Source organism: Desulfogranum marinum, assembly GCF_963675105.2.
Classification (GTDB): Bacteria; Desulfobacterota; Desulfobulbia; order Desulfobulbales; family Desulfobulbaceae; genus Desulfogranum; species Desulfogranum marinum.
Window position 1 is genome coordinate 7,501 of the sequence record NZ_CAXXRO010000002.1, and the last position, 25,389, is coordinate 32,889.

At 47.0% G+C, this 25,389-nt stretch carries 23 protein-coding genes (1 of these 23 only partly in view); 15 read left to right on the plus strand and 8 right to left on the minus strand.

Features of this window, described 5'->3' with window-relative positions; genetic code table 11:
* Nucleotides 1-2,485 carry the 3' portion of a M14 family metallopeptidase gene (locus ACHZCY_RS00835; protein ID WP_319547502.1) on the plus strand. 857 nt of this gene lie to the left of the window's left edge, so only the last 2,485 of its 3,342 coding nucleotides appear in the window; the start codon falls outside the window, past its left edge; its stop codon occupies nt 2,483-2,485.
* Here ACHZCY_RS00835 and ACHZCY_RS00840 read toward each other — a convergent pair.
* Nucleotides 2,482-3,444 carry a helix-turn-helix domain-containing protein gene (locus ACHZCY_RS00840; RefSeq protein ID WP_319547503.1) on the minus strand — a complete coding sequence of 321 codons (963 nt, stop codon included), beginning with the start codon at nt 3,442-3,444 and terminating at the stop codon, nt 2,482-2,484. The two genes, ACHZCY_RS00835 and ACHZCY_RS00840, sit on opposite strands and share 4 nt — an antisense overlap.
* 451 nt (nt 3,445-3,895) lie before the next feature.
* Here ACHZCY_RS00840 and ACHZCY_RS00845 point away from each other — a divergent pair, with 451 nt between their 5' ends.
* From ACHZCY_RS00845 to ACHZCY_RS00865, 5 genes are read left to right on the plus strand one after another with little or no spacing between them, the layout of a single operon-like run.
* The gene (locus tag ACHZCY_RS00845) at nt 3,896-5,449 is read left to right on the plus strand and encodes an ABC transporter substrate-binding protein (protein ID WP_319547504.1); all 1,554 of its coding nucleotides are present in this window, start codon (nt 3,896-3,898) and stop codon (nt 5,447-5,449) included.
* Between the two features lie 13 nt (nt 5,450-5,462).
* Nucleotides 5,463-6,473 (plus strand): ABC transporter permease, encoded by a 1,011-nt coding sequence (locus tag ACHZCY_RS00850; protein WP_319547505.1) that lies wholly within the window; start codon nt 5,463-5,465, stop codon nt 6,471-6,473.
* Entirely contained in the window at nt 6,466-7,305 is an 840-nt protein-coding gene (locus ACHZCY_RS00855) for an ABC transporter permease (protein ID WP_205224878.1), read from the plus strand. Before ACHZCY_RS00850 ends, ACHZCY_RS00855 begins: the two co-directional genes overlap by 8 nt.
* Nucleotides 7,306-8,277 (plus strand): ABC transporter ATP-binding protein, encoded by a 972-nt coding sequence (locus ACHZCY_RS00860; protein WP_319547506.1) that lies wholly within the window; start codon nt 7,306-7,308, stop codon nt 8,275-8,277. It begins immediately after the preceding gene.
* A complete protein-coding gene (locus tag ACHZCY_RS00865; protein WP_319547507.1) occupies nt 8,274-9,242 on the plus strand; it encodes an ABC transporter ATP-binding protein in 969 nt (322 codons plus the stop codon). Before ACHZCY_RS00860 ends, ACHZCY_RS00865 begins: the two co-directional genes overlap by 4 nt.
* Before the next feature lie 229 nt (nt 9,243-9,471).
* Here the strand turns inward: ACHZCY_RS00865 and ACHZCY_RS00870 are convergent, their stop codons facing one another.
* The 5 genes from ACHZCY_RS00870 to ACHZCY_RS00890 all read right to left on the minus strand — a co-directional run bounded on the left by ACHZCY_RS00870 (nt 9,472) and on the right by ACHZCY_RS00890 (nt 14,090).
* Nucleotides 9,472-10,809 (minus strand): aldehyde dehydrogenase family protein, encoded by a 1,338-nt coding sequence (locus ACHZCY_RS00870; protein ID WP_319547508.1) that lies wholly within the window; start codon nt 10,807-10,809, stop codon nt 9,472-9,474.
* Nucleotides 10,810-10,847: 38 nt separating this feature from the next.
* Nucleotides 10,848-11,471, minus strand: coding sequence for a hypothetical protein (locus ACHZCY_RS00875; RefSeq protein ID WP_319547509.1), 624 nt, complete (start codon nt 11,469-11,471; stop codon nt 10,848-10,850).
* Between the two features lie 97 nt (nt 11,472-11,568).
* Complete coding sequence (locus tag ACHZCY_RS00880; RefSeq protein ID WP_319547510.1) at nt 11,569-12,723, minus strand: radical SAM protein; 1,155 nt, start codon at nt 12,721-12,723, stop codon at nt 11,569-11,571.
* A gap of 246 nt (nt 12,724-12,969) precedes the next feature.
* Complete coding sequence (locus tag ACHZCY_RS00885; RefSeq protein WP_319547511.1) at nt 12,970-13,533, minus strand: TetR/AcrR family transcriptional regulator; 564 nt, start codon at nt 13,531-13,533, stop codon at nt 12,970-12,972.
* A gap of 158 nt (nt 13,534-13,691) precedes the next feature.
* A complete protein-coding gene (locus ACHZCY_RS00890) occupies nt 13,692-14,090 on the minus strand; it encodes a PilZ domain-containing protein (RefSeq protein WP_319547512.1) in 399 nt (132 codons plus the stop codon).
* Between the two features lie 215 nt (nt 14,091-14,305).
* On the opposite strand from ACHZCY_RS00890, the gene ACHZCY_RS00895 reads away from it, so the two are divergent.
* The 9 genes from ACHZCY_RS00895 to ACHZCY_RS00935 all read left to right on the plus strand — a co-directional run bounded on the left by ACHZCY_RS00895 (nt 14,306) and on the right by ACHZCY_RS00935 (nt 22,917).
* Nucleotides 14,306-15,010 carry a FadR/GntR family transcriptional regulator gene (locus tag ACHZCY_RS00895; RefSeq protein ID WP_205222960.1) on the plus strand — a complete coding sequence of 235 codons (705 nt, stop codon included), beginning with the start codon at nt 14,306-14,308 and terminating at the stop codon, nt 15,008-15,010.
* 142 nt (nt 15,011-15,152) lie between these two features.
* A complete protein-coding gene (locus ACHZCY_RS00900) occupies nt 15,153-15,956 on the plus strand; it encodes a sulfite exporter TauE/SafE family protein (RefSeq protein ID WP_205222961.1) in 804 nt (267 codons plus the stop codon).
* Between the two features lie 118 nt (nt 15,957-16,074).
* Complete coding sequence (locus tag ACHZCY_RS00905) at nt 16,075-17,013, plus strand: AEC family transporter (RefSeq protein ID WP_205222962.1); 939 nt, start codon at nt 16,075-16,077, stop codon at nt 17,011-17,013.
* Between the two features lie 266 nt (nt 17,014-17,279).
* Nucleotides 17,280-18,386, plus strand: a complete 1,107-nt coding sequence (mnmH, locus tag ACHZCY_RS00910) for a tRNA 2-selenouridine(34) synthase MnmH (protein WP_319547513.1) — start codon at nt 17,280-17,282, stop codon at nt 18,384-18,386.
* Between the two features lie 93 nt (nt 18,387-18,479).
* Nucleotides 18,480-18,668, plus strand: coding sequence for a hypothetical protein (locus tag ACHZCY_RS00915; protein ID WP_205222964.1), 189 nt, complete (start codon nt 18,480-18,482; stop codon nt 18,666-18,668).
* A gap of 16 nt (nt 18,669-18,684) precedes the next feature.
* The gene (locus tag ACHZCY_RS00920) at nt 18,685-21,036 is read left to right on the plus strand and encodes a fatty acid cis/trans isomerase (protein WP_319547514.1); all 2,352 of its coding nucleotides are present in this window, start codon (nt 18,685-18,687) and stop codon (nt 21,034-21,036) included.
* A 12-nt stretch (nt 21,037-21,048) separates the two neighbouring features.
* Nucleotides 21,049-21,492, plus strand: a complete 444-nt coding sequence (gene trxC / locus ACHZCY_RS00925) for a thioredoxin TrxC (RefSeq protein ID WP_205222966.1) — start codon at nt 21,049-21,051, stop codon at nt 21,490-21,492.
* A 92-nt stretch (nt 21,493-21,584) separates the two neighbouring features.
* Entirely contained in the window at nt 21,585-22,283 is a 699-nt protein-coding gene (locus ACHZCY_RS00930; protein WP_319547515.1) for a hypothetical protein, read from the plus strand.
* Nucleotides 22,276-22,917, plus strand: a complete 642-nt coding sequence (locus ACHZCY_RS00935) for a FlgO family outer membrane protein (protein WP_319547516.1) — start codon at nt 22,276-22,278, stop codon at nt 22,915-22,917. Before ACHZCY_RS00930 ends, ACHZCY_RS00935 begins: the two co-directional genes overlap by 8 nt.
* 196 nt (nt 22,918-23,113) lie before the next feature.
* On the opposite strand, the gene ACHZCY_RS00940 is transcribed toward ACHZCY_RS00935, so the two are convergent.
* Nucleotides 23,114-24,499: an IS4 family transposase gene (locus ACHZCY_RS00940; protein ID WP_319547517.1), complete on the minus strand. Its 1,386-nt coding sequence runs from the start codon at nt 24,497-24,499 to the stop codon at nt 23,114-23,116.
* A 401-nt stretch (nt 24,500-24,900) separates the two neighbouring features.
* Nucleotides 24,901-25,350, minus strand: a complete 450-nt coding sequence (locus ACHZCY_RS00945) for a CBS domain-containing protein (protein WP_319547518.1) — start codon at nt 25,348-25,350, stop codon at nt 24,901-24,903.
* Nucleotides 25,351-25,389 lie beyond the last annotated feature (39 nt).

Below are 25,389 nucleotides of genomic sequence, written 5' to 3' on the forward strand. Positions count from 1 at the left end.
CAAAGAACTCGAACGTCTCTGGTTTGAAAGCGACATACCTGGTGGCGATTCTTTAGAGACTTGGAAAACACGGGTCGCTGCAGCTGCCATGATTGTCCAAGGAGCGGGTCAAGAAGGTTACCTTGCTCATGAACTAGTACAAGGGCGGTTAAGTTGGAATAGAATTTCAAACGCCTGTCGCAGGCTTGGACTATCCGTACCTGAACAACAGGTAAAAAGTCTTCCTATTACCCGTAAGATGAAGCTTGCAGGGGAATGGAAACGACTGTTGACTGCTGCGACCAACATCCCAGTTGGGCAAGGTCAGATATTCTGTCGTGCCTATTTGGGGGCTAATAAACAAAAACGTTTTCAACTTCAAGCTAAGTTGCACGCTCTCTTGCAACAAAAAGGCTATGATCCTCAAGTCGTTGTTTTACGAACGCATAAACCGGCAGTTAGTTGGCTGTTGGAAGAGGTTGAGCCTGCTCTACCCAAGATGGTACATTCCCTGCGCATTAGTTTTCGTCCCTTCTCTATGCCCAACCAAATGGAAAGTTCAACCCGTTGGGCTCAGGAAATATATCCGGCACCTGATGTCGTTTGTCAGCGCCGAGGATGGTCAGTCGATCGAATACACATGGTTATGGATACAACGCAGAATCACGCCTACCTTGTCCAGGCGTTGAACTGCGATGGTGAGTTGCTTAGCGAATGTGGCCTTACTCCACTTTTTTCTCGTATTGACTACACGTTAGAATTGAGAAGCGATCAACAGTGCTATCCTACAACTGCGGGCATCCAACTCAAACAAGATAAGAAGATCTTTTGGCATTGCCAGGTACCCACTGATCGCGAACTTTTCTGGGGCCGATTCCAAGAAAAATGGCTACCCGAAATAACAGCATTAATGAAGGATGCCTTACCTACATTACTTGAACGCAACGCTCTGGCTTTTTGGGAAGAAATCCGTTTTGAGATAGCCATAGACGAAGAACAGGAACAACTCGGGCTTGGCGAAGAACGAATCGCACCCATGGAAGCGTTGCATGAAGATGTATATTTCGGGCTGCTTGCCTTTATGCAGGCCTTTCGCGACAAGTATTGTCCTGAAACGAATATTCAGTTAGGACGGATTGTACCCTTTGTGCGCCCTGCGGATGGAAAACAACCCTGGGCAAAACTCCTGTTGAAGCCATATAAGCACCGGATTTCGTGTGCCGAGTCTACACCTCAAATCGGCAATATCGGCTTTGAACAAGGATATTTACTTGTAGAATTTCCGTGCGACCAGCACTCAACGAACATTAAAGAGCGTGAACGATTGTGCGAGGCTGCCAAAGCATGGGGGTTCAATTTAAATCCGACTGAAAATGGTTTTCTGTTTAAAGCTCGTCCAGCAAAGAATAATAATAAACAAGAAGTTGCAGGGAACCTTTCTGTACCCGATGCCACTGCTATTCCCAGTGGTGAACAGATACGAACGTGGACGAAGTCTCTCTCCAGCAGGCCGGGTATTCGAGTAATAAAAGCAGGAAAGAGTCTTATGGGGCGTGATATTCTTGCAGTTGAAGCAACTGGAGACAATGGGATGGCGGCGAGCAGGGCTCGTTTACTGAAGCCCACCCTTTTTATCAATGCACGCCATCATGCTAATGAGGTTTCCGGTTCTAATGCAGCCATGTGTTTGCTGCATGAACTTGCCTCAGGTGCCGCCACATCAGAAATGCTTATGAGATCCAATGTTGTTGTCGTACCACTTGAAAATGCCGACGGTGTGGCGACCCTAGAAGAAATGTTACCATACGCTACAGACCACAAACTGCATGCTGCTCGCTATAATGCGCTCGGCATGGAGTGGTATGATCAGTATTTTGATCCTGACACGCCTTTTAGTGAGGCGAGGGTAAAAGCAAGATTGTTTGAACGGTGGTTACCTGAGTATATGCTTGACCTGCACGGTGTACCCAGCCATGAGTGGGAACAGCCTTTTGCAGGATATATCAGCCCCCGTTTTAAGGAACACTGGATTCCGCGTTCCTTTGTCTATGCCATTCTGCCGTTTTATGATCAACCAGACCATCCCGGTAGTGATGAGGCTAAACAGCTTGCAGCGACAATGTCAGCGGCCATGGAAAAAGAACAGGATATTGTCCAACTCAACCAAGAGATTTTTAACCGGTACGAGCGGTATGCGAAAGCCTTTGAGCCGGAAGTATTTACTTCGGATTTGGAACGATCATTGGTAGTGGTTCCGACATGCGAAAGAATCAGTAAAACGAATTATGCGCACCGGAAATGGCCGTTGGTAAAAAGTGAGGTGATTACCGAAGTGCTTGACGAGGTTGCGCGAGGTCCTTGGCTTGAACAGTGCACAAGGGCTCATCTGGTTATCATCAAAACCATGTTAACCCGTATGTGCAATAGCCGACAAAAAGCAGATTTGGTTCGTGAGGAGCAGCCAGGTGGAGTTTTGTTTTCCTGGCGCAGACAAGAAAACGGTTAAGAGGTTACCAGTTGTTGCAGGTATGCCTCCACTGCTTCCCTGGTTGAGAATTCAGGGAGAATCCATCTCTTAATGGAGTCGAGTTCCTCCTGAAAGGTCTGCAGGATAACCGGGTTGCTGGTGGAAAACCCTGATAGTCTTCCAGGGCGTTCGCCAGGCACGTAATGACCAGGCTTTGCACAGAAGTTGAACTGAATGTCTGAGCCGTCTGTCGGCTGTTTGATGGAAAAGAGCATATAAGAGCAGACACCGGTAATACGCACTATAAGGTTGGGATACCGTTGGTGGTAATCGAGCAGGTTTGCCACATGTTTTTTCCTCCAGTATTCCTCTTGCGTATTCCCGTTTGCCCGAACATAGTCTTCCAGGCATTCACGGCAGAGATAGTGGGTGGTGGTATAGTTTTTGAGGTTGACCTCAAGCTGCTTGCGGCGAACTTTCCCTATGGTTTCGAGTAATTCTGCGTACAAGGGGTGTGCTTCTACCAGCCGACTGTCACTAAAGCTGCGATGGCCAGGCTCTCGCAAACAGACCGTTGGGCGATCATTGACCATAATTTGGTCGCCTTGTATATATTCCATGGCATAGACGGCCAGTTCATAAGCATAAAAATCACGGAGAGGGAATAGTGCCGTGGTTGTTTTCCGCTTGTGAGCGGATTCAATAAAACTGTCAATATCGTCTGAGGAAAGACTTGCTCTATCAAAGACCCTGAGCATTTCATCGATGCGGTTTAAATTCATATTCAAGGCGATGGCAAGACGTAGGAGTTTTCGGCGGTCCACATTGGCGATTTTGCCCTGTTCCAGGTCCCTGATATAGGTGTTGGTAAGACCGGCTGCGGCTGCGACCTGGTTACGGGGCATTTTGCTGGAACTAATCAGCGTACAGATGAGGTCGGCTCTGAGGCGTCGCTGCTTGGTTAAAGACATGGTGACGTTTTTTTGTTGGGAACGCACAAAAGCGCTCTGTTTGGTTTTGCAGGGAGAATGACCATTTAGCTAATTTTTCATGTGAAGTTTATATTAAATCATTTTAAGTTGAAAACAAAAAGTAATTTAATATTTTATATTAAGCCAGTTTAATATTTTGCTTGACGTACAGAGTAATAACATTCTAAATTCGTAACTCTTCAGCAGCACTCCACGGAGTCTGCGCTTACCTCTCTCCACGATCTGCCCGCCCAGCATACCGATGTATCGAAGTCGGGGCTTATTTGCTAAATCGGTATGCTGGTGAACATTTGGAGCACTGCTGAACAGTTACAGTTCGGGCTAGATTGTCCGTTTTTATATTTTCGCTGAATAGTTACCTGGATTCAGTCAGATAATGAAAGAGTGGTGAGGCTTCGCCCAGTTTTGAAGATATGAGCGAAGATTATACAATAATTACACTAAAAGGAGGAAACGCATGCGTACTTTATTGTTGGCACTTTTAGCTGCAGCTCTGATTTTGCCTGGCGCTACCTATGCCAGTCAGGCTGATACCCTTGTCTGGGGGCGAGGTGGAGATTCAGTCAGTCTTGATCTTGCTCAGGCAACCGATGGGGAGTCCATTAAGGCAGGTATTCAGGTGCTCGAGAATCTGGTTATTTTCGGCAAGGATAGTATGGATGTGGAGCCGCAACTGGCTGAGTCCTGGTCTGTTTCCGAAGATGGTTTGACCTGGACCTTTAAGTTGCGCAAAGGTGTTACATTTCATGATGGCGAACCCTTTAATGCCCAGGCAGTTTATGATTCCTTTGCCCGTGTCATTGATGATAAACACCCGCTTCATGGATATGGCAAGTGGCGTTATTTAAGTCTCTCTTTAAAACCGGTTAAAAGCATTAATGTGGTTGATGAGTATACAATCCAATTGGTCACGGAAAAACCCTTTGCACCACTGCTCAATAATCTGGCCCTCTGGCTTTGTCCGATTTTGTCACCCAAGGCGATGTATGAATATAAAGATCAGATAGGTCAACATCCGGTTGGAACCGGTCCATTTACATTCGTGAAATGGGTGAAAGACGATCAGATCGTGTTTGAACGTAATGAAGATTACTGGGGAGAAAAGGCCAAGGTCAAAAAAATCGTGCTTAAATCTATCCCTGAACCCTCTGCACGATTGATGGCCCTGCAATCAGGTGCTGTGGATATTGCAGACGACCTTGACCCGGATAGTATTAAGTTAGTCGAAAAAAATGCTAATTTGGCGATGATCAAGCGCCCTAGTGTTAATGTCGGCTATCTTGCCTTGAATACTGAAAAACCGTATTTAAAAGATCCCAAGGTGCGCATCGGTCTGAGCCATGCCATCGATAAAAATGCTATTATACAGGCAATCTTTCAAGGCATGGCAATTCCAGCCAAAAATCCCTTTGCTCCATCCATCTGGAGTTATAACGATTCCGTCCAACCGTATGAGTATGATCCTGCCAAGGCCAAGAAGATGCTCAAGGAAGCTGGATTTGATTTTAGCCGTGAACTGGAATTGTGGGCCATGCCCGTCAGCCGTGCCTACATGCCGGATCCGGTAAAGACTGCTGAACTTATTCAGGCATACCTGGCTTCGGTTGGCGTAAAGGCAAAAATCGTGCGCATGGATTGGGGGGCCTATCTAAAGAAGACCTCCAATGGTGAGCATGACCTGTGCATGCTTGGTTGGCTGGGTGGCAACGCCGACCCAGACAATTTCCTCTATGGTTTACTGTCTGCTGATACAGCAAAGACACCTGGTGCTTCCAACGTTTCTTTATGGAAAAATCAGGAGTTTACCGAGCTGTGTAAAAAAGCCCAGACTGTTTTTGATAAGCAGGAGCGTACTGAATACTATATGAAAGCCCAGGTTATAGCACATAACGAAGCGCCATGGATTCCACTGGCACATACTACCATCGTTCGCTGTTATAATAAACGGCTTAATAATGTGCCTCTGCGCCCCAACGGACTCAACAGTTTCCAGATGGTAAGCAAGAAGTAGAGGCGAAAAACCGATGACGCTGGGATATATATCAAGGCGGCTGTTTCACCTGGTATTGATCATGTTCGGGGTTTCCGTGCTGGTCTTCCTGATGCTAAGGATGATCCCAGGAGACCCTGCCCAGCTGTTGTTAGGCGAATTTGCCAACCCCGAGGAGCTGGAAAGCCTTCGCGCGCAGCTGGGGTTGAATCAATCTTTGCTGACTCAGTACTGGATTTATCTCAGTAATATCATTCAGGGCGACCTGGGCAATTCACTGCGCAGCAATGCGCCCGTAGCTGGGGAGATATGGGTGCGCTTGATTGCCACTCTGGAACTGTCTCTGGCCGCCATGTTTATTGCAACCGTGGTTGGCGTGGCGGCCGGCGTTTTGTCCGCAGTCAAACAACGTTCCTTTTTAGATTACGCTTCCATGTTCCTTGCTTTGGTGGGTGTTTCCATGCCCATCTTCTGGCTCGGCCTCATGTTGATTTACCTTTTTTCCGTAAAGTATCCCATCTTGCCGATGATGGGGCGGATCACCCTGGGACTTGAGGTTCCGGAAATGACCGGCCTGATGGTGGTTGATTCCCTTTTAGCCGGCAATGGGCAGGCCTTTCTCTCTGCCGTAAAACATCTTATCCTTCCTTCGTTCACTCTGGCTACCATTCCCATGGCTATTGTTGCCCGGATTACACGTAGTTCCATGCTGGAGGTAATGAGTAAGGATTATGTGAGAACCGCCAGAGCCAAGGGGATGGCTGAGAGTGTGGTTGTTTTGCGTCACGCCTTGCGCAATGCTTTTTTGCCGGTGGTTACTGTGCTTGGCCTTAATCTTGGCTTGTTGCTTGGCGGAGCAGTGTTGACCGAAACTATCTTTTCCTGGCCCGGGTTAGGGCGCTATGTCGTTGATTCCCTTGCTGGAAGGGATTATGCCGCTGTACAGGGATGCATTCTTGTGTTTGCCGCCCTAATGGCAGCTATTAATCTGGCAGTGGATTTAATGTACGTTTTCCTGGATCCGAGGTTACGAGTTGATGAGTAGGTGGGAAGCTCTTAAAGACCTGCGGCAAAGCGTCAGTGCCATGGTCGGATTGGTTTTGATTTTGCTGATTGTGGTGGTCGCAATTATGGGACCATGGATTGCTCCAGCCGACCCGCTCATTCCATCGCCGCTTATTCGTCTGCAGGGACCAAGTGTAGAGCATTTATTCGGCACAGACAGTCTTGGCAGAGATATCTTTAGTCGGGTGATCTACGGAGCCAGAATCTCTTTGATGATTGGCGTCATATCAGTAACTATTTCGCTTATTCCCGGCACTCTTTTGGGACTTCTTGCCGGTTATTTTGGGAAGAGAATCGACAGTATCATTATGCGATGTATGGATATGCTTCTTGCCTTTCCAGCCATACTTTTGGCTATCTTTATTACTGCTATTCTCGAACCAAATTTAACCAACACCATGGTAGCTGTGGGGATTGTATACATTCCCCATTATGCCAGGATCGTGCGTGCAGGTGTCTTAAGCTTGAAAGAGCAATTATTTGTCCAGGCTATTGTGCATCTTGGTGGGAGCCATGGACGCATTCTTTTTAAGCATATCCTACCTAACTGTCTGCCGCCGATCATAGTGTATGCTACGCTGGGTATGGGAACTGCAGTCTTGCAGGCTGCAGCCTTGGGTTTTTTAGGACTCGGTGCCCAGCCTCCTTCACCTGAATGGGGAGCCATGTTAAGCGAAGGGCGGCAATATATTCAGTTAGCCCCTCATGTTGCTGCTTTCCCTGGAGCAGCTATTCTTATCCTGGTACTTGGGTTCAACCTGTTCGGTGATGGTTTGCGCGATGTTTTAGACCCGTCTTTGAGGTCGCAATAAATGGAACCAGTGTTACAGATTCAAGGGCTAAAGACCAGGTTTGCCACCAAGCGCGGTATGCTTACTGCTGTCGATGGCGTTAGTTTGCATGTTGACCAGGGCGAAACTTTAGGGATTGTGGGGGAATCCGGTTGTGGCAAATCGGTTACTGCTTTGTCGATATTGCAACTTTTGCCTAAACCTTTGGCCCACATTGCCGAAGGGAAAATTCTTTTTAATGGGCAGGACCTGGTCAAGGCAAAAGAATCGGTTATTCGGGATATCCGGGGTAACCAGATTTCCATGATATTCCAGGAACCCATGACCAGTCTGAACCCTGTCTTTACAGTAGGGTATCAGATTATGGAACCCTTGAAGCAGCATCGCGGGATGAAAAAAGCCCAAGCGCGGCAGGAGGCTGTGCAACTGTTGGAACTGGTCGGGATACCAGAGCCAACAGCAAGAATTGATGATTATCCCCATCAGCTTTCCGGCGGGATGCGTCAGCGAGTAATGATTGCCATGGCTCTAGCCTGCCACCCGGCGGTCATGATCGCTGACGAGCCAACCACCGCTCTTGACGTCACTATCCAGGCTCAGATTCTGGAGTTGATGAAAAAACTACAGCAGGAAATCGGCATGGCAATATTGTTGATCACCCATGACCTTGGAGTGGTTGCCGAAACTTGTCACCGAGTGATGGTAATGTATGCCGGTAAAATAGTCGAATCAGCCGATGTGGGGGAGTTATTTACTCGTCCAGCCCATCCTTATAGCAAAGGACTGTTCGACTCATTGCCTAAGCGAGGGCATATAGGGGCATTGCCCACCATTCCAGGGGCGGTACCAAGCCTGTTGCATTTGCCTCCAGGTTGTGCCTTTCAGGACCGGTGCACATATGCTGATAAGCAGTGCAGCCAGGTTCCACCCTGGCAGGAAGTCGATGCAAAGCATGGCGTACGCTGTTGGCATCCGTTGGAGGAGGGCATATGAACACTACTATTCTCAAAGCTGAAAACGTCTGCAAATACTATCCTGTGCAAAGTTCAGGCTTTGGTTCCCGTAAGGGCGTGGTGCGCGCGGTAGATGGTGTGAGCTTATCGGTACGTGCCGGTGAGGTGTATGGGCTGGTTGGTGAATCCGGTTGTGGTAAATCAAGCTTGGGAAGAACGTTGCTGCGCTTGGAGGAGCCAACTACCGGAAAGGTGGAATTTGAAAGCCGGGATCTATGCTCATTGCAGGGGGGTGAATTAAAGGAATTTCGGCGTCAGGCGCAGATTATCTACCAGGATCCGTACTCTGCGCTTAACCCGCGGCAAAAGGTGGGCGATATTATTGGCGAGCCACTGGTTATTCATCATCAGGGTACAAAGAAAGAGCACGAGGAGCGGGTGCAATGGCTGATGAATGTGGTAGGGTTGCGACCAGGGCAGGCCAGGAGGTACCCACACGAGTTTTCAGGAGGGCAGCGTCAGCGTATTGTCATCGCCCGTGCTTTGGCCCTGCAGCCTAAACTTATTCTGGCTGACGAACCAGTATCGGCTCTTGATGTCTCCATTCAAGCGCAAGTTATTAACTTGCTTCAGGATCTGCGTAAACAGTTCGGGCTTACTTATATTTTTATTTCCCATGATCTGTCAGTGGTGGAGCATATCTGCGATCGGGTAGCGGTTATGTATCTCGGTAGGCTGGTTGAGACCGCCGATAAAAAGGCATTCTATGCCGGAGCCCAGCACCCTTACAGCCAGGCCCTTCTTTCTGCTGCACCGCAACCAGTACCAGGAGCCAAAAAGCAACGCATTATCTTGCAAGGAGATGTACCTAGTCCTATCAACCCCCCTTCCGGGTGTCATTTTCATCCTCGATGTCCTGAAGCGACTACCATTTGCAAGACAGACAGACCTGTTCTTAAAGATCTTGGAAATGGGCATATGGTTGCTTGTCATATGCGCTCCTGATTCAAGTGTCTTGCATAGAACGAAAGCTGCACGACTCATTAAATTCATCTCCACTGCTTTACAAATACCACTACCTGAGAATCTGGCAGGAGGGGGAAATCCAGGTTTGCAACTTTGCCAAAGATACTTTTTTGATGGGTAAGGCAAAGAAAGGAGTGGTAAATCTGAGGCTTTTATTTTCTGTTAATTTAGGTCTGTTTGTTATTAATTTTTAGTTTAATTGTACTTTTTACTTATTTATTACTGTGGTCTGAGCAAACTGCCTATGCCCTTCGGGAGAGCCGTGGAAACCGAACCCGCTTTGCTTGGCGCCAACCCAAGGGGCATCTCCACCACCACCAACCCCTTGATTGATACCGATCATTCCTGCTTCAAATTGATCAGCCACGTGCTGTGCATCTTTGTTGCCGAACACAACCGCACCCAGACCGTAACTGGTATCATTTGCCTGGTGGATAGCCTCGTCAAGGTTGGTGAACCTGCTGATGCAAACCACTGGGCCGAATGTCTCTTCCCGCATGATACGCATTTCCGGGGTCAGGTCAGCAAGCACTGTAGGCGTAATAAAGGGCGGTTTTTGATCGACTGAGCCATGGAGCAGCCTGCAATTTTTCTCGACCGCCTCCTGGATATGTTCTAAGATTTTTTGGTGCTGCCCGTGATTGATAATGGGACCGATATTGACTCCTGCCAGGTTCCAGGGACCGACTTTGTAGTGTTTGGCATACTCAACAACCTTCTGCTCAAAAATATCCGCTATTGCAGCATCAACATATATCCGCTCAGTAGAAGTACACATCTGGCCCGCATTCTCAAAGCTGCTCGCCACTGCAAACCTGGCCGCAGCATCGAGATTCGCATCGTGTAAAACGATCATCGGGTCGTTGCCGCCAAGCTCCATAACAAGCCTTTTTAGATCTTTGCCGGTCCTTTGCATAATATCTTTACCAACGATCTGGGAGCCGGTGAAGGCGATCATATCTACATCGCTTTCAACTAACATTCGGCCCTGTTCTCCTGTACCATGGATGAGCTGAAGAACATGTGGTGGCAATTCTTTTTTTATGAGATCAAAAAATGTCTGGGCAACAAGCGGTGTTTCTTCCGATGGCTTCCAGATAACACAGTTTCCTGCAATCAGAGCGGGAATAATAAGGTTATTGGCCATGGCTAGAGGATAATTCCAGGGGGAGATCACCGCCACTGTTCCCAAAGGTCTATATTCCAGGGTGCTTCCGTTGAGGTGCTGTGGCTGTAAAGCCTGCAAGGCGGCTTCAGCAATGTATGGTCCGCCCATAACTGTGCCGTGTACCTCTCCGGTAGAGCGGCGGATGTCCTTGCCCATCTCACGGCTGAGCAGCTCTGCCAGTGTCTCCATTTCCGGCTCAGCAGCGGCATAAGCAGCATGGATGTGATGTAAACGCTTTTCCGGGGTTAGAGCTTGCCACTGTTTTGCCGCGTCATGACTTGCTGCTACAGTGTGCTGCAGCTGCGCAGGAGAGGTAATCGCAACTTCATCAATCAGTTCCCCTGTAAAAGGATCAAAGGACTGTAGCATGGGTGTCATTGGAGACTCCTTTTCCCGGTTGTTGAGTGTGTCTATTATTAATTTGTTAAACTGAGATGAGCCCGCTCAGTGTTACGAAGCGTGTCCACCAGAGAATCAGTATTGGCAGCGGGATCGTCGTTAATGGTGACTGCCTGTATATGGTCAACCAGCCAAGGTCGTGTCTGTAAAAATGTCAACATGGTGGATGCCTTCAACGTTACGCCTTGTCTGAGCATCTCGGCACCCCGATCTCTTGCGATAGAATTAAAGAGTTTGAGGTAAATCGATATTGTTTTTTCGTCGACCTTTGTCGTATCATACTGGTGATGTACTGAGCGAAGGGGCGAGTGGATACTGTTTTTTCTGTAAATGGCACCGGAAAGACCGGGCATGGCAGCTGAAAGAGCGATAACAGTTTCTGTGTCCGTCAATGGAGCATGTACATCATCGATTGCTGTACCATCGAGAAAAATAGTTTGTATCTCGTTGTCAATATACTCAGGGGTAAATCCAGGTATTTTTTCAAGGAATTGCAGGAGCGGTTCCCCGGCGTTGGTTTCGATCTCCACGCCAGACTGGAGAAGCGCGGTGAATTTGTCTATTCCCTCCTCAGAAAGTTGAAGCGTTATGGCTGGCATGGTGTCTTTGGGAATGGTCTTTGTAGCGGGACTGTGAGTCATCGTTTTATCTCTTTCTGTGGGATTTACGAGAAGAACAGTCAAAGAACAGGGGCTGTCCCTTGTTCTTTGACTGTTCTTTGCTGTTGTTAATCTGTTTTTATATAAAACGCTGCATAAGCGCCTCTGTAACTTGATCCATATTGTCGACCGTTACCCCGAACTCAGAGCACATTTTCAGGGCATGGCCACGGAGAACAGGATCATCCAAATCGCTGATACGCGATAGACGGTGAGTACGCCTGCCAATGCAAAAAATCATTTGCTGATCACGCTCAAGTGCGAGAAATTTTTGTATCGGTTGCAGCATTTTCTCCCGGTCAGTCGGTAGTACGCCATCTACCTCAGGAAACAGGTTCAACACGTGATCACTTTTCACTGTACTGGTAATTCCGTGGAGGTTTTCAAGAAAAAGCAGCAGCTCTTCGGCTGTATCGACCTCTCCCATTTTATCAAAATGACCCTGGCGAAACTGTTCCGTGAGCGGGGCAGATTCAGGTAGTGCGAGGGTTCGCAGCCGTATGTAATCAGGGTTGATTTGATTTAAGGCATCAGCGGTTTCCATTGCGTTTTCTTTGGACAGGGCCTTGCCGCCTAGACCGGGCATGTAATATTCAGACAACTGGATTCCTGCCTTTTTTACCTTTTTCCCTGCAAGCACCTGCGTTGCCTTGTCGGCACCCTTTTTTACCATCTTCAGTACCTTGTCTGAACCTGATTCCATCCCAATATGGATTCTGTTCAACCCTGCTTCAGCCATTTGCAGCAAGTGATCGTCGCTGATTTTGGCAATGGTCTGGGACCTGCCGTAAGAGGTGATACGTTCCACTTTCGGAAAAGCATCTTTTAGGTGGTTCAGGATGCGGATCATGTCTTCGGGCTTAATGATTAAGCTGTTTCCATCTTGAAGAAAAATTGATTTCATGCCGCCGGCAACAAACGCGTATGCAGCGTGGAGTGCCTGCATGTCGTTTTCGTTTCCATCCTGTGTCAACTCTTTCAATTTGTGATGAGAGAGCTGATCACCAGATTGTCGAGCATGATTGATAGCGTCGACAAATAAACGGACAGTGTCAATATCCTGCAGTACATGTTCAATTGGACGTCTGCTGAACTGAGCACCTTTGTAGACCGGACAGAAGGTACATTTGTTCCATGGACAATTCCTGGTTATGCGAATCAAAAGACTTTCCGCCTCGCTGGGAGGACGTATGGGGCCTTGTTCAAATCCTTTGTATTGTTCTTTATTAGCCATGATAATTGTTGTTAGTCAGTGTTGATGGCGTCGTAAAAAGTCCGGTCTACGGTGTTGCAGGTTTTGCCCGAGGCTTTGACATACCAAATGTATAGTCAACGCTTCGAGCAAAACACTGCGCCTTGTATATCGAACTTTTGTACCTAGCCATCTTTAGTGTGTGATGGACTTTTTACGAGTCCCTCAGTGTTGAGAGTGTGGAAATATATCTGTTACCCTTGGAGCGATTGCATCTCCAAGAGAATATCATTTTTCAAGCGCGTCTATTATTATTTGTGCAGCTTTGTGGAAAAACTCTGTGCCTCCACACGATCTGGCAACGATCTGGGTGCCGACCAAAAAGGAGAAAAAGGCAAAGGCTGCATCTTCAGCAGTTTCTGAAAACGACAGGGAACATTCTTTTTTTCCCTGAATAAAGACGGTGGCAAATATAGTAACTGTATTTTGAATGCTCTGTTCAAGAATTCTGCAGGAATGCTCCTGAAGGGTGCTGCTGTCTGTACTTATCGACCCAACCAGACAGAGCTTTTGATTGCTCAGCCCATTTTCAAAAACTGTAGCAAGTTTTCTTAACTTTTCCGGAGCAGAGTCACTCCCTCTCACGATATCATTGTAGTATGCACCGTAGGAGAGCTGACAGCGTTTCAGCAACTCATCGACCAAATTTTCTTTTTTAGGGAAATGGTGATGGATAGAGGCCTTACGAATTCCTACCGTATCGCTGATATGCTTGTAGCTCATCGCATTGACACCAACACGTTGTACCAGGTCTTGTGCGGCGTCAAGTATTTTTATTCGTGTGTCTTTCATAATTAAAAACCTACTAGTAGGTAGGGTGGGTGTCAAGCGTGTTTTCACTGTTGGTGCAGTCAGTTGCGTAACTCAAAATGATAATGGAAGAGGCAAGGTGAAGAGAGAAAAAATGGAGAGAAGAGTTTTTGATGTACTATGAACAGCTTAAGGGGAGTTTATGGTTTCATTTTATGAAAATAGATAGGGACCAATGCTATCCATTCCAGTCGATCATCAAAGCGAATGGCCATGCCACTGTTTACATGGCGCACGATTGTTCCTTTCAGCTTATCGATGACCAGACGGCTGCTTGACCCCTGAAGAGCAATCTCCAATTCGCAAACGCTCCCAACGGGGGGAGGATCACTTGCTTCAATAAACACTCCCAATGCACTAATGTCCTTGAGTCTTCCCTGGTAGGCGATACCTGTTTTTTTATCCCGACAAACAACGTCGGCATTGAAGGGCATTCGAAATGCTTTTCTGCGGTCTTCTGGTGCTGTCAATGTGGATACCGGAGTAGGGGCTGAAATGGTGTGTAGTATTTGCCAGATACCCTTCAATAGGGTGGTCAATTTTTCCAACCTGCGAAAACATTGGTTAAAACTTTTAATTCTATCACTTTGCAAAGAGTTTTCAAGCGAAGATTGTTTGTGGCCACCAGAAATATTGTTTTATTGCAATTGGTCACCCAATTGTAAATGAGAAACATTGTTTTATTTTGGCATACAATGTATGAAACATTTCTTTGTGATATATTGGTTAACCAATTGTTGATTCTGGAGGGATTGTGACCGACCTAGGCAAGCCTGTTGAGAATGTTCAAGGGTATCTTGGTGTTATCGAACAGATCCGTACGCTGGTTGTCGACGGGCAGCTGCGCCCGGGAGATAGATTATTGCCTGAAAGAAAACTAGCAGAATCTCTTGGTGTATCCCGCAGTATCCTTCGCAGGGCTTTGCAGGCCCTTGGCGAAAGAAAAATTATTGAAAGCCGGCAGGGGAACGGGACCTATCTGATAGCTGATAGTGATGCATTCACGCCGGTTGATTCTCTCCTCAGTGCCATCAGCAGGCAGGATCAAAATCTGGGTTACGTCATTGAACTTCGACAATTGATAGAACCGCAAATTGCAGCTCTGGCAGCTCGGAGAGTAACACCCGAGCTTTTAGATAAACTGAAGATACTCGTTTGCGATCAACAGAATGTAATGTTGCAGGGGAAAGATTGCGATGCCCTTGATGCTGAATTCCATCGGTTACTGACAAAATGTTGCGCAAATCCCGTTCTTACCCAAGTGATGAATACTATTCAATCGTTGATGGATGCGACCCGTTCCACCTGGCTGCAAAGCAACGAGCGGACTGTAACATCAGTTAATGGACATCTGCGCATTATCCAGGCCCTTGAGAATAGAGATGCTGGTGCTGCTTACAGGGCAATGCAATCGCACATTACCGATATTGAGGAACATGTTTTAGGAGAAGAGATATAACTACTCACTGGGTTGATAGCATCTTTGACGCATTATACCTAAAACCTTTGACTAGTTGAGAAGAAACATAACCCGTCTGTTATAGGCGTTTCTATTTTTTTATCCGGCTTTTCTTTCAAGCTAGAGTCGGTAAGGAGGACACATGTCAGTAGAAATTGTATTAATGTATTTGCCTGTTGGGCTCATCGCTGGGCTGCTTGCCGGCTTGCTCGGCGTAGGCGGTGGCTTGGTCATTGTTCCGATGTTGGTGTTTTGTTTTATAAAGCAGGATATCGGCTCAGAGGTGATAATGCATTTAGCCCTTGGGACTTCTTTGGCAAGCATTATTTTTACCTCTATTTCCAGTTTTATGTCGCATCACCGAAGAGGAGCGGTAGACTGGTCTATCGTAAAGGAAATTATTCCGGGAATCCTTATCGGTACCTTTATGGGGACGCTTGTAGCCTCACGACTGTCCACCGGCTTTCTTAAAGTTTTTTTCTGTATTTTTCTTTACAGTGTTGCTACCCAGATGATTTTGAGTAAAAAACCCAAAGCTTCGAGGGAGTTACCCCATAAACCAGGCATGTTCGGAGTGGGGAATATCATAGGCGTTGCCTCGAGTCTGGTTGGTATTGGAGGCGGGTCGCTGTCTGTTCCGTTTATGCTCTGGTGTAACGTGCCTGCTCACCGGGCTATCGGCACCTCTGCCGCTATCGGCTTTCCCATTGCCATTGCCGGGGCGTTTGGGTATGTAGTTAATAATCTGCACGCCAGTGGCTTGCCTCCTTACAGTATCGGTTATGTGTACCTGCCGGCACTGGTTTTTATTGTCAGTCTCAGTGTGCTCACCGCACCTCTGGGGGCGAAACTGGCACATTCACTACCGGTGGATAAACTAAAGCGTATCTTTGCTCTTTTCCTTTATGCTGTAGCCACCAAGATGGTTTGGGGGTTGATCAGTTAATCGATTGTAGCCTTTTTCTGTAGCTGTATCAAAGACCTGTCCGGAGAAGACGGTAAAAGAGGATCAACCCACATAGCGGCGTAATGATGAACTTTCTTTTTGTAATAAGGCTCATGTTGTGAGTGTTTTTTTTGTTCTACTGGGGAAGATCCTTCCCCTTTACGCCAATATCGTATTGGGCTACCTGGCCTCCCGTTACCTCCGGGTTAATAAAGAGGCAATAGCCACTGTCTTATTTTATGTTGTTGGTCCCATGGTGGTTTTCAGTGCCACTTTGAGTGTAACTATAAATCCTGCTGTCCTTTTTTTACCTGTTTTTTTCTATCTGCTCGGCTCCTTGCTTGCTTTTATCCATCTCAAACTTTTTGAAAAAACATGGCCGGATGCTACCAGCAATATCCTTGGCTTTACTGCCGGTACCGGTAATTCAGGATACTACGGAATCGCCCTGGCTCTGGTTTTGTTTGAGCCTGCAATAGCTGATATTTTTATCTTTACGGTATTAGCCTCTTTTTTTTATGAGGCGACAACCGGTTTTTACATCACTGCCAAGGGGACATTTACGGCTCTGGAGAGCTTTAAAAAGGTTTGCAGGCTGCCGACGGTTTATGCATTTTTAGCGGCGCTTGTGTTAAACCTCACTGGAATTGGACTGCCGGAATCCATTACCGCATATGCTGGTCAATTTAAGGTGGTGTTTTCCATCCTCGGCATGATGGTTATCGGGATGGGACTGGATGGCATGCGGAAAGGAGGTGGGGTGGATGTAACGTTTTTAAAAATATCCTTGACTGCCAAACACCTCCTTTGGCCCACATTAGTTTGCCTGGTTATCCTGCTGGATACAACTTTTACCCATCTGCTGTATGGTGAGCTGTATAAGGTAATGTTTGTTTTTTCTATTGTGCCCATGGCAGGCAACACCGTTACCCTGGCAGTATTGTTGAACGCAAAGCCCGAAAAGGCAGCCTTGGCAGTGCTGCTTTCCAATCTGCTTTCCATTGTCTATGTTCCGGTGATGTTAGCGATATATGCGTATGTTTCCGGCTTGTTCTGATCCCCATCGGTGATAGTCTTCGTCCACTTCTTTCTAAGCGGGCTCCAGGATGAGCTGGAATACGTTTCAAAAAACCACTTGAAACTCTCACTCGGAGGCGCTTTTATGTGTGTGCCTAACGAGCAGCACATTCATTTTTAAGGTAGCTCTAAAATTATTTCTTACCTTTATCTATAACGAACAGGTCATTTCCGGATTGAGCAAGAATGTAAAGTCTGTTTCCTTTGCATAATGCTTTTTTTCAGAGTGTCTTGACAAAGGACTCGATGCAAGCAACACAAATTGTAAGTGATTATCAGCAGATTATAGCAACACAACGACCATTGATTGATGTCCGTGCTCCTCTTGAGTATCAAGGCGCCACCTTGCCGGGTGCAGTGAACCTACCTTTGATGGATGATGATGAGAGGCACAAGGTCGGTATTTGTTATAAGAAAAAAGGGAGAGAGGCCGCACTTGAACTGGGGCACGAATTGGTCAATGGAGCTATTAAAAAGAAGAGAATTCAGGCCTGGGCTGATTTTATTGCTGCGCATCCCGATACTCTGTTGTTTTGCTCCCGTGGCGGACTGCGGTCCCAGATTTCTCAACAGTGGATCAATGACCAAACCGGCCTATCTGTCCCTCGCATAGATGGCGGCTACAAGGCCTTTAGGAGGTATCTCGTAGAACAGTTGGAGCCTGGTAAGCTTACCAGTATGCCGATTATCCTTAACGGGCGAACCGGAGCGGGAAAAACCATCTTGTTGCAGCACCTTGATAACGCCATAGACCTGGAAAAAATTGCCAATCATCGCGGATCCTCCTTTGGAAATTTTATCGACCCTCAGCCTGGTCAGGCAAATTTTGAGAACCTACTGGCCTTTGCTTTGGTCAAACACGCCAGTGAAGGGCATTCGACCATGGTGCTTGAAGCGGAAGGAACCCATGTCGGCCGTTGTTATCTGCCGGGTCCTTTGGCTGCCCATTTTAACACCTGTCCGCTGGTTTTACTCGAAGCGTCATTGGCACAACGGGTACAAATAACCTTTGATGAGTATGTGGTCAAGGAACAGGCAGATTATAGACAGGCATTTGGCGAGGAAAACGGCTTGGTTCGTTGGTTGGAAAGCATGCAGCATAAGGTGGATAAAATATCCCGGCGTCTTGGTGGGCAACGTGTAGCCGTTGTAAAACAGTTGCAGCTTGAAGCCCACAACAAGCAGTTGGAAGAGGGGCGCCCCGACTGGCACAAGATGTGGATAGAAAAATTGCTTGGTGATTATTATGACCCAATGTATGACTATAAAATAAAAAAGAAGGCCCCATTGCTCCTTTTTTCAGGGGATTATGATGCCGTCCTCTCTTTTTTGCAAGAATATAAAGGGGCGTAAGAAAAGCTGTTAGGGGAAAGAGGCGGGTGAAGTTGTAGGCTGATTGATCACCTAAATTCACCAAAATGAACAACCTGCATAAAAGAGACTCTTATGGCATATGATATTATATCCATCGATATGGAAGATGAGTTCAAGATTTGTCCCAGCTGCGGCTACAAAGACGGCTTTCATTCAATGTTCAAGAAAGAAGAGAGCATAACCCGGTGGCTCTTTATTTGTCCAGCCTGTCATGATGTGTTTGATATCGGCTATACCATTCCAACTATCGGCAAACAGTAGGCAAAAGGAATAGAATATGAACAAATGGCTGCTGTTGCCCTGTTTACTGGTTGTCATCATCGGTGGTTGTGCGCAAAAGCCTTTGCCGCCTGTTGCGATAAGCATCCCCTCACACAAGGTAGACTATCTGCAAGAGGTTAAGCCAATCCTGGACAAGCGATGTGTGGTTTGTCACTCCTGTTATAACTCTCCTTGCCAGTTAAAGTTGAGCTCCTTTGAAGGGGCTGATAGAGGGGCTAGTAAAAAGGCGATTTACGACTCTTCTCGCTTACAGACCATGGATCCGAGCAGACTTTTTATTGATGCGCAAACCACTGAGCAGTGGCGGGAAAAAGAGTTTTTCAGCGTCACACAAAACCGTGCCGCAGATGGCTTCAGCGATTCCCTCATGCTGCAGTTGCTTAACCATAAAATGGAGCATCCGAAAAGTACCGGGAGCTATTTTTCAGAAGCCAATGACCTGACCTGTTCTAAAGATAGTGCCGAACTTGGCAGCTATCTGCAAAAACACCCTAACCGCGGAATGCCGTTTGGTTTTCCTCCCCTTAAAAAAGAAGAATATTCGATTATTGCCGGGTGGATTGTTCAAGGGGCCCATGGACCAAGCGTTGCCGAGCAAAGGATTCTTACCGCAATTGATGGTCTGGATAAGCAATTGGTAGAGCAATGGGAAACATTTCTAAACAATCCCAAACTCAAGTACGTGGTAACGGCCCGTTATCTGTATGAGCATCTGTTCCTGGCCCACATTACATTTAAAACCGGTTCAGATGCTTTTTATGAATTGGTTCGTTCTCGCACACCTTTTGGCCGGCCTGTCGATGTCATTCCAACGGTTCGCCCTTACGACGATCCTGGCACGGCACCGTTTTATTACCGATTTCGAAGGATTCATTCTACCATTGTCCATAAAACCCATATGGTCTTTCCGTTAGACGGAGAGCAATATGCCCGGATAAATGCACTCTTTATAGAGCCCAAATGGCTGCAGGAACCGCACGCTGTTAGCTTCGATCCTGTTGTCAGCGCTAATCCTTTTGCAGCTTTTGAGCAGATTCCCCCTCGTTCCCGCTACCAGTTTCTCCTTGATAATGCCAACTACATTATCATGACTTTTATTCGCGGACCTGTGTGCAAGGGACAAGTTGCGCTCAATGTGATTAACGACCATTTCTGGGTCATGTTTCTTGATCCGGATCATGATTTGACCGTACGCCATCCCGGTTTTTTGAAACTGCACAGCAGTGATTTAACAATGCCCTCCGAAGAGGGTAGCGGTTACCGGTTGTTTAATGCTTTGGGCAACAGGTACAGTCAGGGTGCTGTCCGGTTTTATAAGGCGCGTCAGGATTTTTACGCCTCCTATCTGTACCAGGGGCAGGGGATGGATTCTATTTGGAAAGGAAACAGGGCGGCAGATACACCACTGCTCACAGTGTTTCGTCATTTTGACAGTGCTTCAGTCCATAAAGGAGTTCTCGGTGGGCTGCCCCATACTGCATGGGTGATGGATTTTCCGTTACTTGAAAGAATTTATTATTCATTGGTAGCAGGTTTCGATGTTTACGGAACTGTGGGCCACCAGCTGGCAACTCGCTTGTACATGGATAGATTGCGGATAGAAGGGGAAAGTTATTTCCTTGATTTTTTACCGCAAGCAGACCGCGAAGAGCTTATGCGCCAGTGGTACCATGGTGTCAGTTTTGATGAGGTGAACTATTACCCTGCCGGAATGGGAACAACTGTGGAGTATACGACCTCTGACCCTCAGCGAGAGTTTATTGAGCGTCTTGTGTCTAAGCACGTGCTGCCGGAAACCGGTATCGACTTTGACAATAATTATCTCAAGGCTGGTGAAACGTACCCGGCTCTTCCACAAAACTATACAACCACAGAAGACTATCTACGGGGCTTTCATGCTGTTTCCGCGCCTGGAACGGCTTTTTTTCGATTTGTACAGGACCAGAATGTTAATGTAGCACATATGCGCATTCGCATTCCTGATCGCGAAGATGCCGTGGTATCCATTGTCATTCATCGTTGGCATGACAATGTTACTTTTTTGTTCAGTGAAAAAAGGACGTTGAATCCGGAAAAAGACCAGGCTGATTTTATCAGTGGTTTTGTCGGCTCCTATCCCAATAATTATATTGACTTGAGTGTTGAGGAGTTGCCTGCCTTTTTGTCTCTGCTTGCTCATTTTGACGGCAGCGTAGAGGATATACAAAAAATGGAGAAGTTCAGTGTAAATCGTGCAGACGACAACTTTTGGGAAGTGCATGATTGGTTTCAAGAAAGATTTAGCAGAGATAACCCGGAAACGGCAGGATTGTTTGATTTGAACCGTTACTATTATGAAGCCAGATAGGAGGGAGACAGCATGCAAAATACGATTGTAGTATGTTCGGGCTGTGGTGCGAAAAATCGCGTTCCAGTTGCTAAACAGCAGCTTAAAGCAAAATGCGGACGTTGTGGAGAGAGCCTGGAAGGTGCCCCTGTGACCGGCGTGGTTGTTGCCTTGACCGATGACACCTTTACGCAGATTGTGGAAAAATCACCATTGCCGGTTTTGGTAGATTTTTATTCACCTACCTGCGGCCCCTGTCAGATGGTGGCCCCTGTTATAGAGAATATCGCTGCAGCCTATGCCGGCAAGGCTGTGGTCTGTAAACTAAACACTGCTGCCCACAATATGATAGCCTCTCGTTTTCAGATACGGGGAGTGCCGACCATCCTTTATTTTAAAGACGGTAAAATGGTCGACCAGTTAGTGGGTGCGGCACCTCAGGCTGACATCGAGGCTAGACTCAATAACTGCCTGTAGGCGAGCTGCGCAAAAAAGTCCTATATTTTAAAAGGCATACAGCCGACATAGAAATAGAGTCTTCCATTGAGATTGTTTTTTTCGGAGGTGTAATGAGCAGATACGCTATAGTTGCAGCCCTGCTGGTTGCAGTCACTATGTTTGCTGGATGCCTGCGCATTCCCCAACCCACGGGATATGCCTACACCAAGCAGCAGAAAATGCAGGCTGCCCACCATTGGCAAGTATTGGCCAATGATGTTGCCAGTCAAATAAATACGGAGTTGATAAACCGTGAATATCTGGTCACCCCTGTGTATGTTCGCCATTCATGCGGGCTGCCCGATACCTGCGGAAAAGGAGAAACCTTTCCCTTTGATGAAGGGTTCAATGATCTGCTCGTCTCCCAATTAGTCAAGTTTGGAGTACCAACCAGAGCGGCTAAGGAAGAGGATGCACTGGTCGTGGATTATAAGGTGCAGGTCCTCTATCACCAGGCAAACAGGCACCAATGGCTCCAGCCGGGTGTGCTTACTGCGCTGACCGCAGGGATAGTTGTCTTTAGAAATGCGCCAGGGGAAATTTTAGCACTAGCCACCGCCGGTGCGGTCGATGCGGCGCTGGCCACCACTGTGGTTAACGGCCATTACGAGGTTATCATCACCACCTCTATCGTTGATGACAATCGGTACATCATGCGCAGTTCCAATATCTACTACATAAACGATGCTGATTTCTGGCATTATCAGCAGGCTTCTCCTGCCCCGGAACTTGAGTTGACGAGTTCACACTATTCAGGGAGTAATGATTAATATGGGCTTGGTTCGTTTTTTTTTCTTGTTACCCAGTTTGCTTGTTTGCACTCTCCTGTTGAATGGTTGTTCAAGCCTCAACGGAACCAGGCTTGAACCTTTGATGGGAGCAGATGTTAATCTGGTTAAATTAGGCGACAAAATAGCCCAGACATTGATTGAGCAGGCTGTACCACCGTTGTTCCCGCGTCAACCTGAGCAGCCGATTATTGTTACCACTTTGGTGGACAATCAACAGCTTAACCAGACATCTGATTTCGGCCGTAATCTGCAGAATACCATTACCAGTGGGTTTGTGAAAAAAGGATTTATTTCCAGGGAAATAAAGCTAAGAGGTAATGTGCTGGTTCAAGCCAATGTCGGCGAATTCATGCTATCGCGAGACTTAAACGAAATAGCAGACAAGCAAAATGCGCAGGCCGTCGTGGTGGGAACGTATACCATGACCAATCGTATGATGTACCTTTCCATACGCCTGGTCACTCCCCAGGACCGTACCATCCGCGCAGCGTATGATGATCGTTTATACCTGGATGAAAATACGCTTCGTATGCTCAGCCTTCAGTTTAAAAGCCAGGACAGCAGTATGGTTAAACCGCCGGAGGAATCCTTTATCGACAAGATATTTTATTAAATGTATAAATGAGTCTGTTGATTTACGAGGGTTTTCGTTCAAGGTCAGGTAAGCGAAGACTCCGAGGCATGCCGAAAAAATAAACACAGGCATATAGTTGATATCGGAGTCTTCGCTTACCTCCGAGGATTATTTTTTCAGCATAACGAGGTAAGCGCTAGACTCCGAGAGATTGGGCTCAACTTTCGGGGTTGCCTCATTTTACTGTTTTACCGTTTAAAACAGAGGTGCACGCCTGGTGTGAATTCAGGATATCAACAGCCGTCCCCATGATTACATCAATCATTGATGAAATTATTTGCTCCGAGAATTCTCCTGTAGATCGTATTGCATCCAGGACCAGGGCCAACAGGCGCTTCATCGATTCCAGCAGGCTGATGTCGGCCACCTCATCACAACAGGCATGGAACAGGCTGCCTAGCGTCCGCGGGTCGTCATAATGCCTCTGTTCAAAAGCCAGGAAAATATAACGAGTCATGACAATGGTTGTATGTCCGATGAGGCCATCGTAGTCACGGAGTTGGACCTCACGCTCAAGGTTCAGGTGCTGCTTCGCCATTTTAAAAAACACTTCTATGTCCCAGCGTTTTCCGTATATCCTGACTATTTCCTCATCGGCAAGCTCGAGGTCAGTGCTGAGCAAGGCCAGCCATTTCCTTGTATTGCGATGACGAACAAAAACGACCTTAACCGCCGTTCCCCCTTTCATTTCTACTACAGTGCTGGCAAGGACTTTTGCCAGTCCCGGTTTTTTACGCAAACGCTTGTATAGTTCACTCAGCCGGACATGGACATTTTTGTGACAATAAAGAACGCTTTTGAGATCCTTAGCCATGCAGATTACCGGTATGTCTTTGCTCAGTCTGGCAATCAAGCCGGAAAAGCAGAACCAGCTGTCCAGCAGGAGGTAATCAGCTCGTACTCCTCTAGCCAGAACACGCTTGACCATTTCTTCCAGCACCGCTGGTGTTTTTGTCGTAGCTTCCTTCCGGCGCTTGGAGCCACAGCATCTTTTGTCCAGCTCTTTGGTGGATTCTTGAAGCCGGTTCTTTTTTGCCACTGAGGAGCGAAGGGCGAAATCCAACGGGACAAAGCTCGCTCCATCCGACCAGCCTAACTGCAAGAGTTTAAACCCATTAAGGTAGCGCCTGCTGTTATGGTCAAAAATTCTTGCCAGGAGTTCCACCTTTTTGGAACGGCCGCGATCGTAGACGCTGTCATCAGCAATCAGAACTTTTACCCGGTCATCATTAGTCAATGCATCGTAATATCGACAAACCAATGCACTTAATTTGAGCATGAAGGCTCGCCAATTGTACTTGGGCGATGCCAACAGCTCATAGGCAGCGTCTTTGCCAAAAGCAACATTATCATTGAGCACGATCCCTCGATAAAAGTTTGCTCCTTGGAAAGGAAGCATGAAGATCGCTTGAAAAATTACTAACGGTGTCGTGCCTTTGAGTTTGCGTATTCCGCTGGTATTGAGCAAAGTGCCGATCGTGAAGGTGTCAAAGAACGATGCAATTCGAGATTGCAGCTGTTTTGCCTCTTGTTGTGCTTCGAAATAACTGGTAGTTTCCATAAAAGCTCTTTCTTCCTGGTATTGTTGGTTTTTTCGCAGATCCCAATATACCAGAAAGCGAAGAGCTTTTCTTTTTTTTATGCTATTTTCAGGTGGTTGCTATATATTTTCTGTCATGCGCTTCCAACCCCGAAAGTTGAGGATTGGGCGAAAAGACAGTAAATCAACGGGCTCATAAATGTTTCCTGTTTTTTTAAGCTCCTCAAGCTACGGTGGCACTCGACTGCAGAGGAAGTGATCTTTTTTGCAGTGTGTGCCACGCCGATCGCAAAAGACTATTTCATTTTCCCTGACACGAACATTCCACACTTGCTCAATCGTATCTTTTTGTGGCAATGCGGTTCTCAGCTATATTGTAGCAGATTGTACTGTTGCTACTGTGTTATAGGCTCCTTCAGTAATTAATCTCGTGTTTTTTGCTCCTGTTCCCGGCTACGTCCTGCAATGGCGGCGAGCATGGATAACTCGTCAGCAAGGAGCTCAATGATATCGTCTACCGTCAAAATACCCTCAAGGCTTCCAGCGTCATTAACAACCGGCATGCGTCGAATGCCTCTACGGCGCATACGTTGCAAGGCGTCCCAGATGCTCTCCGTATCCAGGCCTGTTACCAGCTCGCGACTTATGAGGTCATTGGCAGTTACAGAAGCAAGATCTTGTTCTGCAGCTACGAGTTCTACAACAATATCACGATCAGTAATAACTCCAATCGGTACGACCTTTTCTCCTTGTTTGTCAACAACAACTACATCGCCAACATGATGTTTGCGCATGAGTTGGGCCAATGTAATAATTTCTGTGCTCCGTTCAGCGATCACCACTTCCCTGTTACAAAATGCTCCAGTGGACATGAGTTCCTCCTTTCTTGTAATGATTGCCGATGATAAGCT

Coding starts and splice junctions, on each gene's coding strand:
- ACHZCY_RS00850 (WP_319547505.1), top strand. CDS start 5,463: ATGACGCTGGGATATATATCAAGGCGGCTGTTTCACCTGGTATTGATC.
- ACHZCY_RS00870 (WP_319547508.1), bottom strand. CDS start 10,809: ATGACACCCATGCTACAGTCCTTTGATCCTTTTACAGGGGAACTGATT.
- ACHZCY_RS00915 (WP_205222964.1), top strand. CDS start 18,480: ATGGCATATGATATTATATCCATCGATATGGAAGATGAGTTCAAGATT.
- ACHZCY_RS00875 (WP_319547509.1), bottom strand. CDS start 11,471: ATGACTCACAGTCCCGCTACAAAGACCATTCCCAAAGACACCATGCCA.
- ACHZCY_RS00865 (WP_319547507.1), top strand. CDS start 8,274: ATGAACACTACTATTCTCAAAGCTGAAAACGTCTGCAAATACTATCCT.
- ACHZCY_RS00880 (WP_319547510.1), bottom strand. CDS start 12,723: ATGGCTAATAAAGAACAATACAAAGGATTTGAACAAGGCCCCATACGT.
- ACHZCY_RS00845 (WP_319547504.1), top strand. CDS start 3,896: ATGCGTACTTTATTGTTGGCACTTTTAGCTGCAGCTCTGATTTTGCCT.
- ACHZCY_RS00855 (WP_205224878.1), top strand. CDS start 6,466: ATGAGTAGGTGGGAAGCTCTTAAAGACCTGCGGCAAAGCGTCAGTGCC.
- trxC (WP_205222966.1), top strand. CDS start 21,049: ATGCAAAATACGATTGTAGTATGTTCGGGCTGTGGTGCGAAAAATCGC.
- ACHZCY_RS00920 (WP_319547514.1), top strand. CDS start 18,685: ATGAACAAATGGCTGCTGTTGCCCTGTTTACTGGTTGTCATCATCGGT.
- ACHZCY_RS00885 (WP_319547511.1), bottom strand. CDS start 13,533: ATGAAAGACACACGAATAAAAATACTTGACGCCGCACAAGACCTGGTA.
- ACHZCY_RS00940 (WP_319547517.1), bottom strand. CDS start 24,499: ATGGAAACTACCAGTTATTTCGAAGCACAACAAGAGGCAAAACAGCTG.
- mnmH (WP_319547513.1), top strand. CDS start 17,280: ATGCAAGCAACACAAATTGTAAGTGATTATCAGCAGATTATAGCAACA.
- ACHZCY_RS00900 (WP_205222961.1), top strand. CDS start 15,153: ATGTCAGTAGAAATTGTATTAATGTATTTGCCTGTTGGGCTCATCGCT.
- ACHZCY_RS00945 (WP_319547518.1), bottom strand. CDS start 25,350: ATGTCCACTGGAGCATTTTGTAACAGGGAAGTGGTGATCGCTGAACGG.
- ACHZCY_RS00930 (WP_319547515.1), top strand. CDS start 21,585: ATGAGCAGATACGCTATAGTTGCAGCCCTGCTGGTTGCAGTCACTATG.
- ACHZCY_RS00935 (WP_319547516.1), top strand. CDS start 22,276: ATGATTAATATGGGCTTGGTTCGTTTTTTTTTCTTGTTACCCAGTTTG.
- ACHZCY_RS00860 (WP_319547506.1), top strand. CDS start 7,306: ATGGAACCAGTGTTACAGATTCAAGGGCTAAAGACCAGGTTTGCCACC.